The 17,211-nt window shown below is 60.2% G+C and carries 14 protein-coding genes; 8 read left to right on the forward strand and 6 right to left on the reverse strand.

All coding sequences use genetic code 11. The features are described 5' to 3' along the window. Positions 1-87: 87 nt before the first annotated feature. The 5 genes from J2Y86_RS18565 to J2Y86_RS18585 all read right to left on the reverse strand — a co-directional run bounded on the left by J2Y86_RS18565 (position 88) and on the right by J2Y86_RS18585 (position 7,057). Positions 88-555 (reverse strand): SRPBCC family protein, encoded by a 468-nt coding sequence (locus tag J2Y86_RS18565; RefSeq protein WP_253434475.1) that lies wholly within the window; start codon positions 553-555, stop codon positions 88-90. 22 nt (positions 556-577) lie between these two features. Beyond that, on the reverse strand, positions 578-3,994 hold the full coding sequence (locus J2Y86_RS18570; protein WP_253434478.1) for a non-ribosomal peptide synthetase: 3,417 nt from the start codon (positions 3,992-3,994) through the stop codon (positions 578-580). A 13-nt stretch (positions 3,995-4,007) separates the two neighbouring features. Beyond that, complete coding sequence (locus J2Y86_RS18575; protein ID WP_253434481.1) at positions 4,008-4,937, reverse strand: diiron oxygenase; 930 nt, start codon at positions 4,935-4,937, stop codon at positions 4,008-4,010. Then, a complete protein-coding gene (locus J2Y86_RS18580) occupies positions 4,934-5,710 on the reverse strand; it encodes a DUF3050 domain-containing protein (protein ID WP_253434483.1) in 777 nt (258 codons plus the stop codon). Before J2Y86_RS18580 ends, J2Y86_RS18575 begins: the two co-directional genes overlap by 4 nt. Before the next feature lie 636 nt (positions 5,711-6,346). Then, positions 6,347-7,057, reverse strand: coding sequence for a GntR family transcriptional regulator (locus J2Y86_RS18585; protein WP_253434486.1), 711 nt, complete (start codon positions 7,055-7,057; stop codon positions 6,347-6,349). A 198-nt stretch (positions 7,058-7,255) separates the two neighbouring features. Here J2Y86_RS18585 and lapG point away from each other — a divergent pair, with 198 nt between their 5' ends. Beyond that, positions 7,256-7,948 (forward strand): cysteine protease LapG, encoded by a 693-nt coding sequence (lapG, locus tag J2Y86_RS18590; protein WP_253434489.1) that lies wholly within the window; start codon positions 7,256-7,258, stop codon positions 7,946-7,948. Positions 7,949-7,962: 14 nt separating this feature from the next. Then, complete coding sequence (lapD, locus tag J2Y86_RS18595) at positions 7,963-9,909, forward strand: cyclic di-GMP receptor LapD (RefSeq protein WP_253434492.1); 1,947 nt, start codon at positions 7,963-7,965, stop codon at positions 9,907-9,909. A 158-nt stretch (positions 9,910-10,067) separates the two neighbouring features. Here lapD and J2Y86_RS18600 read toward each other — a convergent pair whose 3' ends face one another. After that, on the reverse strand, positions 10,068-10,433 hold the full coding sequence (locus tag J2Y86_RS18600) for a tryptophan synthase subunit beta (protein WP_253434495.1): 366 nt from the start codon (positions 10,431-10,433) through the stop codon (positions 10,068-10,070). Between the two features lie 229 nt (positions 10,434-10,662). On the opposite strand from J2Y86_RS18600, the gene J2Y86_RS18605 reads away from it, so the two are divergent. From J2Y86_RS18605 to J2Y86_RS18630, 6 genes are all read left to right on the forward strand, one after another. Next, on the forward strand, positions 10,663-11,550 hold the full coding sequence (locus tag J2Y86_RS18605; RefSeq protein WP_253434497.1) for a TauD/TfdA dioxygenase family protein: 888 nt from the start codon (positions 10,663-10,665) through the stop codon (positions 11,548-11,550). An 18-nt stretch (positions 11,551-11,568) separates the two neighbouring features. After that, positions 11,569-12,594, forward strand: a complete 1,026-nt coding sequence (locus J2Y86_RS18610) for an ABC transporter substrate-binding protein (protein ID WP_253434501.1) — start codon at positions 11,569-11,571, stop codon at positions 12,592-12,594. A 5-nt stretch (positions 12,595-12,599) separates the two neighbouring features. Beyond that, complete coding sequence (locus tag J2Y86_RS18615) at positions 12,600-13,460, forward strand: ABC transporter ATP-binding protein (protein WP_253434504.1); 861 nt, start codon at positions 12,600-12,602, stop codon at positions 13,458-13,460. 20 nt (positions 13,461-13,480) lie between these two features. Then, positions 13,481-14,347, forward strand: a complete 867-nt coding sequence (locus tag J2Y86_RS18620) for an ABC transporter permease (RefSeq protein WP_253434507.1) — start codon at positions 13,481-13,483, stop codon at positions 14,345-14,347. Between the two features lie 182 nt (positions 14,348-14,529). Beyond that, positions 14,530-15,450 (forward strand): LysR family transcriptional regulator, encoded by a 921-nt coding sequence (locus tag J2Y86_RS18625; RefSeq protein ID WP_253434510.1) that lies wholly within the window; start codon positions 14,530-14,532, stop codon positions 15,448-15,450. 205 nt (positions 15,451-15,655) lie between these two features. Next, positions 15,656-17,191, forward strand: coding sequence for an MFS transporter (locus J2Y86_RS18630; protein WP_253434512.1), 1,536 nt, complete (start codon positions 15,656-15,658; stop codon positions 17,189-17,191). The last annotated feature ends 20 nt before the right edge of the window (positions 17,192-17,211 follow it).

The raw sequence follows: 17,211 nt of genomic DNA on the forward strand, positions 1-17,211 counted from the left end.
AAGCCTCGCTCCTACAGGGTATCGAGTAACCTGTAGGAGCGAGGCTTGCCCGCGAAAGGGACTTCCGCATCAACGACAAAATGTGTTCTACGCAAACAGCTTCAACACATTATTCATCGCATCATCGGCAAACCCCTGCACAAACCCCTTGAACCCCGGCAGTGCCTCCGCGCCGCCCTGAGCCGGTTCAGCAATGATGGTCCAGGTCGCCCGGGACTTGCCTTCACCCAGCGCTTCAACCGTCATCGCCGCCCACAAATTCGCCACGCCCAGTGTGTTGTAAATCGTGGTCCAGGTCATGCTCCACGCCTGGTCATCCCGCGAGTTGAGTTGCTCGACCACCAGGTTACCGTCCTTGAAGAATTTCTTGCGCAGGGACGACACGCCTTCGCCGGTCATCTCGATGTGCGACAACGCCGGGATGAATTGATCGAAGCCGGCAAAGTTGCCGACCACCGCCCACACGTTCGTGGCCTCGGCCGGCACGTCCACCGACGACACGACGTGGCAGCCTTGAGGGTTTTTGATCAGGGTATCGGGTTGCAGGGTTTTCATGGTTTTGCTCCGGTTGAGTGAATCAGATGAAGTTGATTTCTTTGAGGTAGTCGCAGCCGCGACGCAGCAGCGCCGGGGATTTTTCCGGGTAGTGCGTGCCCATCTGCCGCACGCCGGCCTGGGCGTTGTCGTGGCCGATCATCGAGATATCGCCGATGTCTTCCTCGAAGCCATTGAGGTAGAAACCGAGTACGCCGAACAGCGCGTTGTCGCTGTCGACCCGGCCCAGTTGCTGCTGCCAGTCGGCCACGCTGACCATGGAGAACTCCCGGCCGGCCTCACGGAAGGACGCGACGTAATCGTCCCAACTCAAGGGTTCGGGGTTGTGCAGGTTGAACACCGCTTTTTCCGCCGAATAACGGCTGGCGTGGAAGGCGATGAAACGGGCGAGAAAGTCCACCGGCATCAGGTCGAAATTCAGCGCGAACTCCGGCACCTGACCGAGCTGGATCGAGCCCTTGAGCATCAGCATCAATCGATTCTTGTGCGGTTGGCAGACACCCGTGAGGCTGTTGAAACTGATGTTGCCGGGGCGATACACATTGACCCGAACGCCGCGTTCCCGCGCCCGCTCGAGGATGCGCTCACCGACCCACTTCGACAGGTTGTAGCCGTTCTTGATGTAGATCGGTGGGGTCTGCGCGGCGGGCAATTCAAGCACCCGGCCGTCGTCGGAAATCGTGCTCGACGCCGACAATGTCGAAACGAAATTGAAGATCTTTTTACTGTGCCCTTCGCACAAGCGCAGGCACTCGAAAATCGGCTCGACGTTGTCCCGCGCCAGCGACTCGTAATCGAGCACGTGATTGACGTTGGCGGCGTTGTGCACCAGTGCGCCGAACTCGCGATCCAGTCGCTCGTAAACCTCCACGGCGAGCCCGAGTGAGGGCCGCGTGATGTCTGCCGCGTAAACCCGCACCCGGCTGAGATCCAGATGCTCCAGACGGTTCTCGCGCAGTGCATGAGCAAAGCGCTCGGCCGCCGATTGCCCGCCGCCATCGCGCACCAGGCAAGCCACTTCGCTGGCGCCCCAGGCCAGCAACGCCTCGACGATGTGCACGCCGACAAAACTGTTGGCGCCGGTGACGATCACCTTGTGCACATCGCCCATGCGGCTGACCGGCAACGGCTGCACATCCAGCTCGCGGAAGGCATCCGCCATGGCTTGTTCACTCAGCACTTCTTCAGTGCCGGAGCCGCGCACCAGCGTCGCCAGTTTTGCGATTGTGGGCAGTTCGATGAAGCGGTTGATCGAGATGCTACGCCCGAACTCTTCACGCAGACGCAGCAGCATGCGCGACAGCAAAATCGAGTGGCCGCCCAGATTGAAGAAGCTTTCGTCGGTGGAAATATCGCTGGCTGGCAGCTCCAGCAGTTCCGCCCAAATCTCCAGCAGAAGCGCTTCATCGGCGCTGGCGGGCAAACGCCGCGACGGGTTTTCGGTCATGCTGACGGGCAGCCCCAGCAGCACTTTGCGGTCAACCTTGCCATTGCTGGCGAACGGCATGCTCGTCAGTTCGGTCCAGGCGGTGGGCTGCATGTAATCCGGCAGGAATTGCGTGGCGTGCGCCTTCAGCGCTTCGCGTGCGGCACCGGTTTGATCCTCCTGGGGCTGGGCGAGGAAGGCGAGAATGCGCCGTTGGCTGTCGATCACCACCGCCACCTGGCGGTACAGCTGACTGTCGCGCAGGCAGCGTTCGATCTCTTCCGGCTCGACCCGAAAGCCACGAATCTTTACCTGATTGTCCCGGCGTCCGCACAGCTCGATGCCTGCGCCGGTCCACTTCGCCATGTCGCCGGTGCGATACGCACGCAGGCTCTCACCGTTCGGCAGGCTCAGGTTCAGATAACGTTCGGCGGTCTGCTGCGGATTGTTCAAATAGCCCAGGCACACCCCCGGTCCGACGATGTACAACTCGCCGACGGTCTGTTCGGCCACTGGTTGAAAATCTTCGTCGAGAATCAGCACCTGACTGTTGGCGATCGGTGCGCCGAGGGTGCGGTTGCTGTCGCCAGCGCGCAGTTGCCGCGCGGTGATCAGCACCGTGGCTTCGGTCGGGCCATAGAGGTTGTAGAGATTGCCCTGACGGGTGAGTTGCTCGATGACATAGGGTTCGCAGACATCGCCACCGGTCATCACATGGTCCAGCACCTGCAACTGATCCAGCGGCAGAATGCTCAGCAAGGCCGGTGGCAAAAATGCATGGCTCAGCTGTTGGTGCCGGATCAGTTCGACCAGTTGCAGCGGGTCACGGCGTTGATCGTCGCTGGGTACGATCAGCTCGGCACCCTGGAGCAGCGTCGGGAAAATATCGATCAACGAGGAGTCGAAGCTCAATGACGAAAACTGCAGTACGCGGCTCTGTTCGGTGAGTTGCACATAGTCGGCGTACCACGCGGTGAAGTGCGCGAGGTTAGCCTGGCTGAGCAACACGCCTTTGGGGTGACCGGTGGTGCCCGAGGTGTAGAGCGCCATGCACGGCGCATCGAGATCAGGGCGCTGGCGCATCAACGGTTGATCGAGATCTGCGCCTTCAACGTCGATCTTGGTGAGGTCCAGACTGAGCATCCCGGATGCGAGCGGATGCTGTCCGTCGTGCAGCAACAGCACGGCGCCGGCGTTCGACAGAATGTATTGCTGACGCTGCAACGGATGGCTCGGCTCCAGCGGCAGGTACACCGCGCCGCTGCCAAGAATCGCCAGGATCCCCGCATACAATGCGCTGCATTTCGGCAGGCAGATGCCGACCACCAACGGCCCGTCGTGCCGTTCGAGCAGCGGTTGCAGTCGCTGCGCAATGGCACGGCTGTGAGCGTGCAGTTGGCGATAGCTGAGGGACGTGCCGGCCAGGTTCAGCGCCGGTCTTTCGGCGGACTGAATGAAGCGCTGCTCAAGGCGCTCGATCATTGGCACCTGAGCGAGTTGCAGCAAGCCGGGGTTGGCGGTTGCATTGAGACGGTGGATGAAGGCCAGGTGTTCTGAAAACAGCAGACTTTCCACCTGTTCGAAATGAACGGCAGTCGCTGGTTCGGCGAGCAGGAAATAGTCCGCATCCCGGGAGAAACGGCTGACCAGCAAGGCTGCATGGTCCACCAGTTCCGCCACCGCTCGAAGACGCAGCGCCTGGCCGTTGCCCGAAGGTTCGTCGGCAATCGGCACGCGGGTGAGCAGCGTCGAACCGTACAGGCACAGCAGGTCCAGCGGCGGCAAACCTGAATCCCCTCGCATTCCGACCCCCAGGCTCAATGTCAGTCGCGGCACATCGCCCAGCGGCTGGAACGACAGGCTGGCATCGTCGATCAGCAAATCAGCATTTCCCGATGGCGGCTGGTCGAGAATCGTCAGCCGCGTCAGTGAATGACCGTGTTGTTCAAGCTCTTGCGCCAGGTCGGTCAGGGCCTGGCTCTGCCCAATGAGCAGAATGTCGAGACGTCTCATGATGTGCTCCTCGTTAAACCAGGTAGTCGCTCAAGGCTGCTTGAACGCAGGGCGAATCGAGCAGCGAACTGCTGTGGAAAAACCGCACGATGTTGGCGACCAGCGGGTGATGGCGGTTGATCGGAAAGGCCAGCCCCGACACTTCGTTCTTGAGTGCGCGGCGCGCGGCGTCGCTGATCTGCAAGGCGTCGATCAGGCGGAAGTCGAAGGATTTCTGGATGTCGTTGGTCAGGTAATGGCCGATGAACACCGGCAGAATCTGCGCGATGCACTGACGGTCTTCTTCGCTTGCGGTGTGCCAGTAGATGCGCACCAGCCGCGCCCAGAACCCGGAGTGGCGACCTTCGTCGAGCAAATGGTCAGCCATCAAGCCCTTGATCGATTGCTTGACCGTGTCGTCCTTGGCGAAGGCCGCCACGTCGCCGGTCACGGTGTTTTCGGCGATGGCCACGCAGATCAATTCCACGGCGCTGCGCAAATGCTCCGGTGCCAGCGCAACAGCCGCCGGAATCGCCCGGCTCAACTCGATTTCATCCGGCAGTTCGATCGGCGTGATCCCCGTCATGGCGACGGTTTGCTGCATGAAATCCATCGCCACCAGCGCGTGGTAATCCTCGTCCACCACAACGGTCATGGCGTCGTAACGGCAGGCGAACGGGAAGGTCACGGCGAAGCGATTCTTGGCGATGCTGCGCGCGGTTTTGTCGACGATCTCGGTTTCGAAAATCACCACGTCGTTGATGAATTTGTAGAGCGTCTGCACCAGGGCGAAATCCCGTTGTTCGGGGCATTCGCGCAGGAAGGTTTCGCTCAACACCAGCGGTTGACGACTGAGCGGGTAGATCAGCTTTTCGTCGTTTTCCAACATACGGCGCGGGCGAGTGCGAATGGTCGCGCGGCTTTCCCAGGCGTCGGCGAAGGATTGGTAGTCGGCGGCGTTCATGCGTTCACCTCCGCCACCGGTTCGCTCATGCTCAGGCGCAGGCCGTCCCACAGGGCGATGCGACTTTCCACGGCCGCCAGGGCGCTGGCGTAGACGTCTTCTTCCCGTTGTGGATCGCCATCGACCAGCCGCGCGAGGAGTTTTTCCGCGGCCGGGCCGTGGTCTTCGGAATCGACTTCGATGTGCCGCTCCAGGTAGTAACGGAAGGTCGGCGCCTGTTCGATGCCGATGCCCCAATCGTCGAGAATGCGCTGGAACATCTGCGGGATGACGCTCTCGCGTCCGTGCAGAAACGCCGCCGCCACGCTGTGGCCGGGCGCATGCAGCGCGGTGTGCAAGGTGTGGCGCACGAATTGCGCCGCCGCCGGGTCGATGTCCACGCTTTGCAACGCCACGTCGTAACTCACGCCTTCTTGCTGCAGGGCCACGAAGCGCTCGACGGCAACCGTGCTGGCACCCACTTCGCGCATCGCATCCAGGTACAACTCGAAGTGGCTGTAATGACCCTGAGCCGGCCGATCATCGGACTCTTCACCCAGCACGATCTCATTGATCAGTCGGGCAGCCTGCGGATCTCTCGGCGGCAGCCAGGGCAACTGGACGCAGGTCAGCTCCTGTTGCAGGCGCTTGGTCAGCGACATGAAATCCCAGACCGCGAATACATGGGATTCCATGAAGCGTTGGAGTACTGAAAGCGAATGTATTTCAGAAAAAATCGGGTGCGCACTCAGTTCTGCTTTCTTCTGATTAAGACGGTCTTTAGTCGATTTCATGTCGAGCCTATATGTAATCCGGAGTGGAGTTGCGATCAATAATTCACGGGCGATTAAATAATCTGAAGGCGAGTGAGTGCCTCAAGTTAATTGATCGTTATAAGTTGCGTATAAGTCGTGTGGCTGCAGCGTTGCGGCCAGTGTCCAGTGGTCGCGGAGAAAAGCTAATACACGAATAAAGTTTCGGGCAAGTTATTTTTGCACTAATTTTAAGTTCAGTTTTCCCGGGCGTGACAAGTTCCAATAAGACTTTTGGTTAAAGTTTTATTTGGGCGTAGTTGCTCCTTCCGGCTTATATAAGTCGAAATCGAAATAAAGAGTGAATGCCTCACTCGAAGCAACTTTCCAAGGGTGATCGTTAGTGTGATTGAGGGGTGGAAGTTGGCCGGGATGCCGATGCTTCCTTTCCCGTGACAAGACTCCTTCCGTAGGTTCTTGATGCGGGGACTGCGCCGCTGACGCGGTACGTCACCCGTTTATTATTGGTTGGCAGGCCAAGAGTGAGCGTAAATCAAGGCAGCCGCTATCGCCGACGCGTCATACGGTCGAGGCAATTATCTGACTGGGATAGCGGCACGCAGGCGCGGCAAGCGCAGGCGAGCAGGTTGATCTGCTCGCTCCGGTTGCCGATATGATTTATTTCGAGGTTTTTCTGCTTTGTGCTTCGGGGCCGTTGAGGTAGTTCGTGATGACCTCGACGCCCCGATTGAGGTGATGTTCGAGCAGCTTTATCGCGCGCTCGACGTCGCGCTCTTCCACTGCGCGCAACAGCGCACGGTGATCTTCCTGGGACAGTTTGCCCAGGCCCATGGCTTCCAGGTTGAAGCGCAGGAAGCGTTCTTCTTCGTTCAACCCGTCTTCGACCAGTCTCAACAGTCGACGATTAGGGGCCTTGCAGTACATCGCCATGTGAAACAGGCGGTTGAGCCGGCCAATTTCTGTGTAGTCGTGTTCCGTTTCCAGTTCATCGATGTAGCGGGCGGCCCGTTCAAAGTCCTCATGGGTCAGCAACGGGATCGACAGGCGCAGGGCTTCGGACTCCAGCAGGATCCGCAGCGCGTAAGTTTCGACGGCGTCGCCCTGAACCAATGGCGCGACCACCGCACCTTTATGGGCGATCACGTTAAGAAGCGCTTGGGCTTCGAGCTGGCGCAACGCCTCACGGACCGGCATGCGGCTGACCCCGAACAGGTCGGCCAGGTCTTGCTGACGAAGGGCTGTACCGCAGGGAATACGGCCATCGAGAATGGCGGCACGCAGGGTTTCTTCGATGACCGAGCGTGCCAGATGAGCGGGAATCGGACCGGCGACCTTGATACTGCTGAGAGGGTTGGGCTTCTGTGGCACTACTACACACCCTGAATGACTGAAAGAATTTGGATCCAAGAGGACACTAGTGACTGCCTGACAGGTTGTCAAACCCGCAGAATAAACAGCTCACACCCCCCAGTTTAGCCCGCCCCGGTGATCTCACCGTGCCATTGTCTTTTAACCGGCTACCCTTCACCATCAATCGATTCCACCTGCTTACCTGGATGCCTCGCATTGGCGGTACGTTTCGCGATCCCCTGGACGTTGCGCTGGCTCTGCTGCGCGTTGCTGCTGGCCGGCGTCTTGCCGGGCGGTCTGCATGCCGACTGGGATTTTTCCCTGATCAGCCGCCGGGCGCAGGCGTTGTACGGGCCATTGGGCGCAGGGCAGCCGCGCATTGATGCCTGGCAGCATTTGCTTGCCACGCAGAAGCAGATCAGCGAGCTGGAGCAGCTCAACGTGGTCAATCTGTTCTTCAATAGACAGATGCGCTACGAAGAGGACATCGATCTGTGGCACGAGGTCGACTATTGGGAAACCCCGATCGAAGCCTTGTGGAAGGGCGCTGGTGACTGCGAGGACTACGCCATCGCCAAGTATTTCAGCCTGCGCCACCTCGGCGTATCCAGCGACAAGCTACGCATTACCTACGTCAAGGCCGTGAGCCTGAACCGCGCGCACATGGTGCTGACTTACTACGCCAGCCCCGACGCCATGCCGTTGGTGCTCGACAGCCTGATCGACGGGATCAAGCCCGCCAGCCAACGAACCGATCTGCTGCCGGTCTACGCTTTCAATGCCGAAGGGCTGTGGTTGCCCGGTGCCAAGGGCAACAAAAAAGTGGGTGACACCAAACGCTTGTCCCGTTGGCAGGATGTGTTGAAGAAAATGCAGGCGGAAGGTTTTCCGGTCGAGACGATTAACTAGGAGCACGCGCTCAGATGTCTTTGTTCAAACAGCTGTTGATCGCAATCTGTCTGTTCCTGGTGGTCGCCTTCACCGGCAGCTTCATGGTCAGCCTCGAGAGCTCGCGCACCCAGTACGTCAATCAACTGCGTTCCCACGCGCAGGACGCCGCGACGGCGCTGGCGCTATCGTTGACGCCGAACATCGACGACCCGGCGATGGTCGAGTTGCTGGTCAGCTCGATTTTCGACAGCGGTTATTACGCGAGCATCCGCGTCGTCGATCTGTCGAACGACAAGACTTTGGTGGAGCGCAGCGGCATTCCTGCGGTGACAAACGTGCCGGACTGGTTCGTCAAACTGATCGGCCTGGAGCCGGCGGGCGGCGATGCGATTGTCAGCCGTGGCTGGGAGCAGGCGGCCCGGGTCGAAGTGGTCAGTCACCCGATGTTCGCGTTGGCCAAACTCTGGCAGAGCGCCTTGGGCAGCCTCGGCTGGTTGCTGCTCTGCGGCGCGGTGAGTGCAGCACTGGGTGCGTTGCTGTTGCGCCGGCAACTGAAACCACTGGACTACATGGTCCAGCAATCCCACGCCATCGCCCGCCGGGAATTCCTCAGCCTGCCCAACCTGCCGCGCACGCCTGAATTGCGTCGCGTGGTCCAGGCCATGAATCAGATGGTCGAGAAGCTCAAGGCGTTGTTTCAGGAACAGGCCGAGCGCAGTGAAAAATTGCGCGACGAGTCCTATCAGGACGCGTTGACCGGGTTGGCCAACCGGCGCTATTTCGAGATGCAATTGAATGCGCGGGTGAGCAATCCCGAAAAGGCGAGTTCAGGCTATCTGTTGCTGCTGCGGGTCCGGGATCTCGCTGGCTTGAATCAGCGTCTGGGCGGCCAGCACACCGATGATTTACTGATCGCAGTCGCTGAGCAGCTGTCCCGTGAGTGCGCCAGATACCCGGAAACGCAGACCCTCGTCACGCGGATCCGTGGCGGCGAATTCGCCGTGCTGGCGCCGGGGTTGGTGCACGCCGAAGCGTTGCAACTGGCGCAAAACCTCGACAGTGCCCTGGCGAGCCTGCACGCAACCGGCGCCACCGATGTGGCCGCTGTGGCGTACATCGGGCTGGCGCCGTTCATGTATGGCGACTCACCGCAAGCGGTGCTCGGGCTGGCGGATCAGGCGCTGGCGCAGGCCGAAGGCCAGGGCGATTCGAGGTGGGTCTGCCTGGATCACACGGCGGCGTCGAGCCTTGGCGATGATCATCATGCCTGGCACAGTTTGCTCGACGAGGCGCTGAATCAGCGGCGGTTCGAGTTGTATTTCCAGCCGGTGGTGGCGAGTCAGGACACGGCACTGGTGCTGCATTACAAGGTGCTTTCGCGCTTGATCGACGAGCAGGGCCAGGCGATTCCCGCCGGTCGATTCCTGCCGTGGCTCGAGCGTTTCGGCTGGGCTGCAAGACTGGATCGCCTGATGTTGGAGAAGGTGCTGGAGCAAATGGCCGACCATCAAGCGTCGCTGGCGCTGAACCTGTCTTCGGCGACGCTGACCCATCCGCAGGCGCTGGCCAAAGTCCTGGATATTTTGCGCGCGCACTCCAATCTGGGCTCGCGGCTGACCCTGGAAATCGGCGAGGAGCAACTGCCGGAGCAAGCGAAGCTGGAAGAGCTGACTCGGCGCCTGCGAGAAATCGGATTTTCGTTAAGCCTGCAACACTTTGGTGGACGCTTCAGCATGATAGGCAACCTGGCCCGGCTCGGGTTGGCGTATCTGAAAATCGACGGCGTTTACATCCGTGCGATTGATCAGGAGAGTGACAAGCGTCTGTTTATCGAGGCGATTCAGCGGGCGGCGCACAGCATTGATCTGCCGTTGATTGCCGAGCGGGTCGAGACCGAAGGGGAGTTGTCGGTGATTCGCGAGATGGGGATTTATGGTGTGCAGGGGCAGTTGTTTGGGGAGCCAAAGCCTTGGGAGTAAGGCTGTGAAGTTGCTTTGTCTGAGCTGACGCCTTCGCGAGCAAGCCCGCTCCCACAGTCGATCTTCTGCGAGCTCCCTATTTGTGTACGACCGAGATCCAATGTGGGAGCGGGCTTGCTCGCGAAGGCGTCAGTACACACAACGATGACCGAGGGGGGCTAGATCAACCCCGACTCATCCTCATCCACCAGATTACTCAACCCACCCAACTCCTCCCGGGCCTGCGATCGGCCCATGAGTTTGTCCTGTGCAGCGGCCGGCAGGTCAGTGATGCGCATCACGCCCTTGTCAGTCAGCACCTGAATCAGGTCGTCCAGTACCCGGATCATGTCCAGATCGCTCTGCTTCAACTGCTTGAGCTGTTTGATTTGCTGCAGTTGCTTGTAGCCGATGGCCATGACTTCGCTGGCGAACCACGCCTGAAGGTCCGGGTGATCGGCGGGCAGGCTTTCGGTGGACTCGGCATAGGCCTCGGCTTCCACGCGCATCAGTTGGCCTTCTTCATTGCGTTGCACATAGAACATTGAGCGTCCCTCAAGCGTGAGCAGCCTCATCCTGTCAGCAGCATAGGCGAAATAAGCCATATGGTTATTCGCTAACGGTATTTAAATTCACGTTCTTATATCTATAAAGTCAATCTCCTGCGTACCTGCCGACCAATCGGCGCGCCGCACGACACGAACCAACACGGGACCTCCGTGAGTTTCTGATCGACGCGCGCGCCCTTGAGCGTGCCGTGCGTGGGAGTGATTTATGTCTGTTGTCTCTGCAACTCAAAGCATCGCGCCGCAAATTTTCGAGATCCGCCCGTTCAGCGGTGCCGTCGGTGCCGAAATCATCGGGCTTGATCTGTCTCGCCCGGTCAATGATCAGGACTTCGCCCGCATTCACCGCGCGCACCTTGATCACCATGTTGTGGTGTTCCGCGACCAGCGCATTACCCCTGAACAGCAAATCGACTTCAGCCGTCGTTTCGGCGTGTTGCAGATCCATGTGCTCAATCAGTTCCTGCTGGCCGGGCACCCGGAAATCCTCATCGTTTCCAATATCGTCGAAAACGGCCAATCCATCGGCCTCGGTGACGCCGGCAAGTTCTGGCACTCCGACCTCTCCTATAAAGAACTGCCCAGCCTGGGCTCGATGCTGCACGCCCAGGAATTGCCGTCCGAAGGTGGCGACACCTTGTTTGCCGACATGCACAAAGCCTGGGACAACCTGCCCGAAGCGCTGCGCAAAGCGGTCGAAGGTCGCTCGGCGGCGCACTCGTACACGGCGCGCTACAGCGAGACCAAGTTCGAAGGCAACTGGCGCCCGACGTTGACCCCGGAGCAACTGGCTCAGGTCGCCGAAGTCGTCCACCCAATCGTGCGTACGCACCCGGAAAACGGTCGCAAGGCGTTGTTCGTCAGCGAGGGTTTCACCACCCGCATCGTTGGCTTGCCGGACGACGAGAGCAAGCAACTGCTCGACGAGCTCTACGCCCACAGCGTGTTGCCGCACAACATCTATCGCCATCAATGGCAGCCCCACGACCTGGTGTTCTGGGACAACCGCTCGCTGATTCACCTCGCCGCCGGATGCCCGAGTCATCTGCGTCGCAAGTTGTATCGCACCACCATTCAGGGCGATGCGCCTTTCTGATTTGTCGGAGATCGAATCATGTCCAAACGTCTTCCCTTTGCACCGCTGGCGGCGGCCATCGGCCTCGGTTTCAGCCTGATCGCCGGCAGCCTGGTGGCGCCGACCGTGGCCCACGCCGAAGGTGAAATCCGCATTGCCGAACAGTTCGGCATCGTTTATCTGTTGCTCAACGTGGTGCGCGACCAGAACCTGATCGAGAAGTACGGCAAGCAGGAAGGCATCGACATCAAGGTCGACTGGACTCAGTTGTCCGGTGGCGCAGCGGTCAACGATGCGCTGCTCTCCGGTTCGATTGATATCGCCGGTGCTGGCGTCGGTCCGCTGCTGACCATCTGGGACCGCACCCACGGCAAGCAGAACGTCAAGGCCGTGGCCTCCCTCGGTAACTTCCCGTACTACCTGGTGAGCAACAATCCCAAGGTCAAAACCATCGCCGACTTCACCGAGCAGGACCGCATCGCGGTGCCGGCGGTGGGTGTGTCGGTGCAGTCGCGCTTCCTGCAATACGCGGCCGCCAAGCAGTGGGGCGACAAGGACTTCAATCGCCTCGACAAGTACACCATCGCTGTTCCGCACCCCGACGCCACGGCGGCGTTGATTGCTGGCGGCACCGAGCTGACCGGGCACTTTTCCAACCCGCCGTTCCAGGATCAGGCGCTGGCCAACCCCAATGTGCATGTGGTGCTGAACACCTATGACCTGCTCGGCCCGAACTCGCCGACGGTGCTGTTCGCCACGGAGAAATTCCGCAACGAGAACCCTAAAACCTACAAGGCGTTCGTCGAGGCGCTGACCGAAGCCGCGCAATTCGCCCAGAACGATAAAGGCGCCGCCGCCGATACCTACATCCGCGTGACCAAGGCCAAAATCGATCGCGCTGCGCTGCTGAAAATCATCGACAACCCACAGTTCGAATTCAGCGTCACGCCGAAAAATACCTACCCGCTCGCCGAGTTCCTGTACCGCGTCGGCGCGATCAAAAACAAACCGGATTCGTGGAAGGATTACTTCTTCCAGGACGCCAAGCCGCTGCAAGGGAGCTGATCGTCATGAATGCCCCTTTGCAAGGCCACACGGTCAGCAAACCGAACGCCACAACCCAGGCGCTGCTGTCGGTCGACAACGTCAGCCTCGAATACCGCACGCCGCAACGTGTGGTTCGAGCGACCCACCAAGTCAGTTTTGAAATCGATCCGGCGGACCGCTTTGTGCTGCTCGGTCCGTCCGGTTGCGGCAAGTCGACCTTGCTCAAGGCGATTGCCGGATTCATTCAGCCCGTCGAGGGCGAGATCCGTCTGCAAGGGCAAACGGTCAATGCGCCGGGGCCGGACCGGATCGTGGTGTTTCAGGAATTCGATCAACTGCCGCCGTGGAAAACCGTCAAACAGAACGTGATGTTTCCACTGCTGGCGTCGAAAACCCTCAAGCGCAAAGAGGCCGAAGAACGGGCGCTGCACTACCTGGAGAAGGTTGGACTCGCGGCGTTTGCCGATGCGTATCCGCACACCTTGTCGGGCGGCATGAAGGCTCGCGTTGCCATTGCGCGGGCCTTGGCGATGCAGCCGAAAATCCTGTTGATGGACGAACCCTTCGCCGCCCTCGATGCGCTGACCCGACGCAAGATGCAGGAAGAATTGCTGCTGCTCTGGGAAGAGGTGCGCTTCACGCTGCTGTTCGTCACGCACTCCATCGAAGAAGCGCTGGTGGTGGGCAATCGCATCCTGCTGCTGTCGCCGCATCCCGGCCGGGTACGGGCGGAAGTCCACAGCCATCAATACGATTTACACAGCCTCGGCGGCGTCGCGTTTCAGGAGTCGGCGCGCAAGATTCATCGGTTGCTGTTCGATGAAGGCCAGTCGCCGGAAACCGCGCGCGAGCTGGATTTTTCCGACATTCGCATCGCTTACTGAGCCATTGAGAGGAGTGCCCGATGAGCCAGTTATCATCTGCGCGTGAAGAATTTGAAACCGTTTTGCAGCCGCTGACCAGCGTACCGCTCGAGCGTGAGTTGCCCCTGGGTCAACGGCTGTGGCAACAGGGCTGGATTCGCAAAAGCCTGATCCTGATTTTGCTCGCGGTGCTGTGGGAAGTGGTGGCCCGCCTCCAGAACAACGACCTGCTGTTGCCGAGTTTTCTGCAAACCGGCAGTGCGTTGTATGGCGGCCTGCTCAGCGGCGAGTTGCTGGGCAAGGTGTGGATTTCGCTGGTGGTGTTGCTCAAGGGTTACCTGATCGGCATCGCCCTGGCGTTTGCCCTGACCACGCTGGCGGTGTCGACGCAGTTCGGTCGCGATCTGCTTAGCACACTGACCTCGATGTTCAACCCGCTCCCGGCTATTGCGTTGTTGCCGTTGGCGCTGTTGTGGTTCGGGCTGGGGCAGAACAGCCTGATTTTCGTACTGGTGCATTCGGTGCTGTGGGCGTTGGCGTTGAACACTTACGCGGGGTTCCTGGGCGTCTCGGAAACGTTGCGCATGGCCGGGCGCAATTACGGTTTGAAGGGCATGCGTTTCGTGCTGTTCATCCTGATTCCTGCGGCGCTGTCATCGATCCTCGCCGGGCTGAAAATCGGCTGGGCGTTTGCCTGGCGCACGTTGATCGCGGCTGAACTGGTGTTTGGTGCGACCAGTGGCAAGGGGGGATTGGGTTGGTACATCTTTCAGAACCGCAATGAGCTGTACACCGACAAGGTGTTTGCCGGATTGGCGGTGGTGATTTTGATTGGGTTGCTGGTGGAGAATCTGGTGTTCGATACGCTGGAGCGGGTGACGGTTAAGCGGTGGGGGATGCAGCGCTAAGGTTTGTGGTGTCTGGTCAGGCCTCATCGCGGGCAAGCCCGCTCCCACAGGTTCTGCATCCACTGAAGATCCTTGTGGGAGCGGGCTTGCCCGCGAAGGGGCCGGGACCGTCACCACATCATTTCAAGGATGTTTGCTAGCATTGCGTATGAATCAATCCAGATCAGCCACGAGTGCTCAGCATGCAACTCCCGGACATGAATCTTCTGGTCGCCCTCGACGCCTTGCTCGACGAAGGCAGCGTGGTGGGCGCCGCGCGGCGGATGAACCTCAGCCCGGCGGCCATGAGCCGCACGCTCACACGAATCCGCGAGGCCATCGGCGATCCGATTCTGGTGCGCGCCGGCCGTGGCCTGGTACCGACGCCCAAGGCGCTGGCATTGCGTGAACAGGTGCGGGATCTGGTGGAGCAGGCCGCGCTGCTATTCCGGTCGGCCGATGAAGTGGAACTGGGCAGTTTGCGTCGACGCTTCAGCATTCGCGCCAACGATTTCTTTGTGGGCGTCTACGGCGGCAAGCTCTTCGACACGATGGAGCGACAGGCGCCGCACTGCGAACTGCGTTTTGTCCCGGAGGGCGATGGGGATGACGAAGCGTTGCGTGAAGGACGCATCGATTTGAGCGTCAGCAACAACCGGCCGCTGATGCCGGAAGTGAAGGTGCAGAACCTGTTCTCCACGCACTTTGTCGGCCTGGTGCGCGACGACCACCCGTTGTTTGATGAAGAAATCACCGCCGAACGTTATGCCGGGTTTTCTCACATCAGCATGTCTCGTCGCGGCATCGCCCGCGGCCCGATCGATACAGCGCTCAACGCCTTGGGGCTGGAGCGGAGGGTCGCGGTGATCGCGCCGAGTTTCCATGCGGCGATGTTTGCATTGCCGGATTCCGATCTGATTCTGCCGGTGCCCAAAGAAGCGCTGCTGAGCGTGCGGCGCCTGGGGTTGAAGCTGCGTTCATTCACGCTGCCGATCCCGTTGCCGACCCTGATGTTGACTCAGGCCTGGCACCCGCGTTTCGACAAAGACCCGGCGCATCGCTGGATGCGTGAAACGCTCAAGGCGTGTTGCGACGAGACGTGGCTGGCTGCGCAACCGACCTGATACTTGTGGGAGCGGGCTTGCTCGCGAAAGCGGTGTGTCAGTCACATAGATGCTGGATGTGCCGCCGTATTCGCGAGCAAGCCCGCTCCCACAAGGGATATGTATTGCTGCATGAAACGCACTTATAACTTGCCAATAAGTTGATTTTCGTCAGCTTCCACGCTTCTTAAAATGCTTCGGAATTCAATCCCGGAGCTTGCAGTCCATGACTTCCCTCACGGCCCCGGCACCTCTCGCCGCGGCCAGTCCTGCCGCCATGACGCCACCGGTCTTCGGCCCGCGGATCATCATCGGTCTGGTGGGCGTGTTGCTGGCGGTGCTGGTGTCGGGCCTCAACGAAATGGTGACCAAGGTCGCCCTCGCCGACATCCGTGGCGCCTTGGCCATCGGCTATGACGAAGGCACCTGGCTCGTTGCCAGTTACACCGCAACCTCGGTAGCTGCGATGGCGTTTGCACCGTGGTGTGCGGTGACGTTCTCGTTGCGACGCTTCACCCTCTGCGCGATCAGCGTGTTTACCTTGTTGGGCGTGCTGTGCCCCTTCGCCCCGAACTACGAAAGCCTGTTGTTGATGCGCACCCTGCAAGGTCTCGCGGGCGGTGCGTTGCCGCCGATGCTGATGACCGTCGCCCTGCGCTTCTTGCCGGCCAACGTGAAGCTCTACGGCCTGGCCGGTTATGCCCTGACGGCGACGTTCGGCCCCGGGCTCGGCACGCCGCTGGCCGGGTTGTGGACCGAGCATGTCGGCTGGCAATGGACCTTCTGGCAAATCATCGCGCCATGCCTGATCGCCATGGCCGCCGTGGCCTACGGCTTGCCCCAGGACCCGCTGCGCCTGGAGCGTTTCAAGCAATTCAATTGGCGCGGTGTGCTGCTGGGTTTTCCGGCGATCTGCATGCTGGTGATCGGCATCCTGCAGGGCAACCGGCTGGACTGGTTCGAGTCGAGCCTGATCTGCGGATTGCTCGGTGGCGGGCTGGTGTTGCTGGTGCTGTTTCTGATCAACGAATGGTCGCAGCCGATCCCGTTTTTCAAGATGCAGATGCTCGGCATCCGCAACCTGTCGTTCGCCTTGCTGACCCTCGCTGGGGTGCTGGTGATTTTGCTGGCGGTGATCATCATTCCGTCCAGTTACCTGGCGCAGGTGCAGGGTTATCGCCCGGTGCAGACCGCACCGATCATGCTGCTGGCAGCGTTGCCGCAGTTGATCGCGCTGCCATTGGTGGCGGCGCTGTGCAACCTGCGCTGGATCGATTGCCGCTGGGTGCTGGGGATCGGCCTGAGCATGCTGGCGCTGTCGTGCATCGGCGGTTCGCAGCTGACGTCAGTGTGGATTCGCGACGATTTCTACGTGCTGCAACTGCTGCAAATCTTCGGGCAACCGATGGCGGTGTTGCCGTTGTTGATGCTCTCGACCGGCAGCATCAGCCCGATGGAAGGGCCGTTCGCGTCCGCCTGGTTTAACACCGTGAAAGGCCTGTCGGCGGTGATCGCCACGGGCGTGATCGACGCGCTGACCACATCGCGGCTGCACTTTCATTCCACCATGTTGGTGGACCGTCTGGGCAATTCGCCGCTGGCCGACAGAGACAGCGCGGGGCTCGCCCATCGATTGCATGAGCAGGCCGTAGTGCTGACCGCATCGGACCTTTATCTGTGCATGACCGGTGTCGCCCTGGCGCTGATCCTGCTGATTTTCTGGCTGCCGACGCGGATCTATCCGCCGCGTGCACCGACTTGATTGCTCCACTGAAACAGAAG

The sequence above is a fragment of the Pseudomonas migulae genome, from assembly GCF_024169315.1.
Lineage (GTDB): Bacteria > Pseudomonadota > Gammaproteobacteria > Pseudomonadales > Pseudomonadaceae > Aquipseudomonas > Aquipseudomonas migulae_B.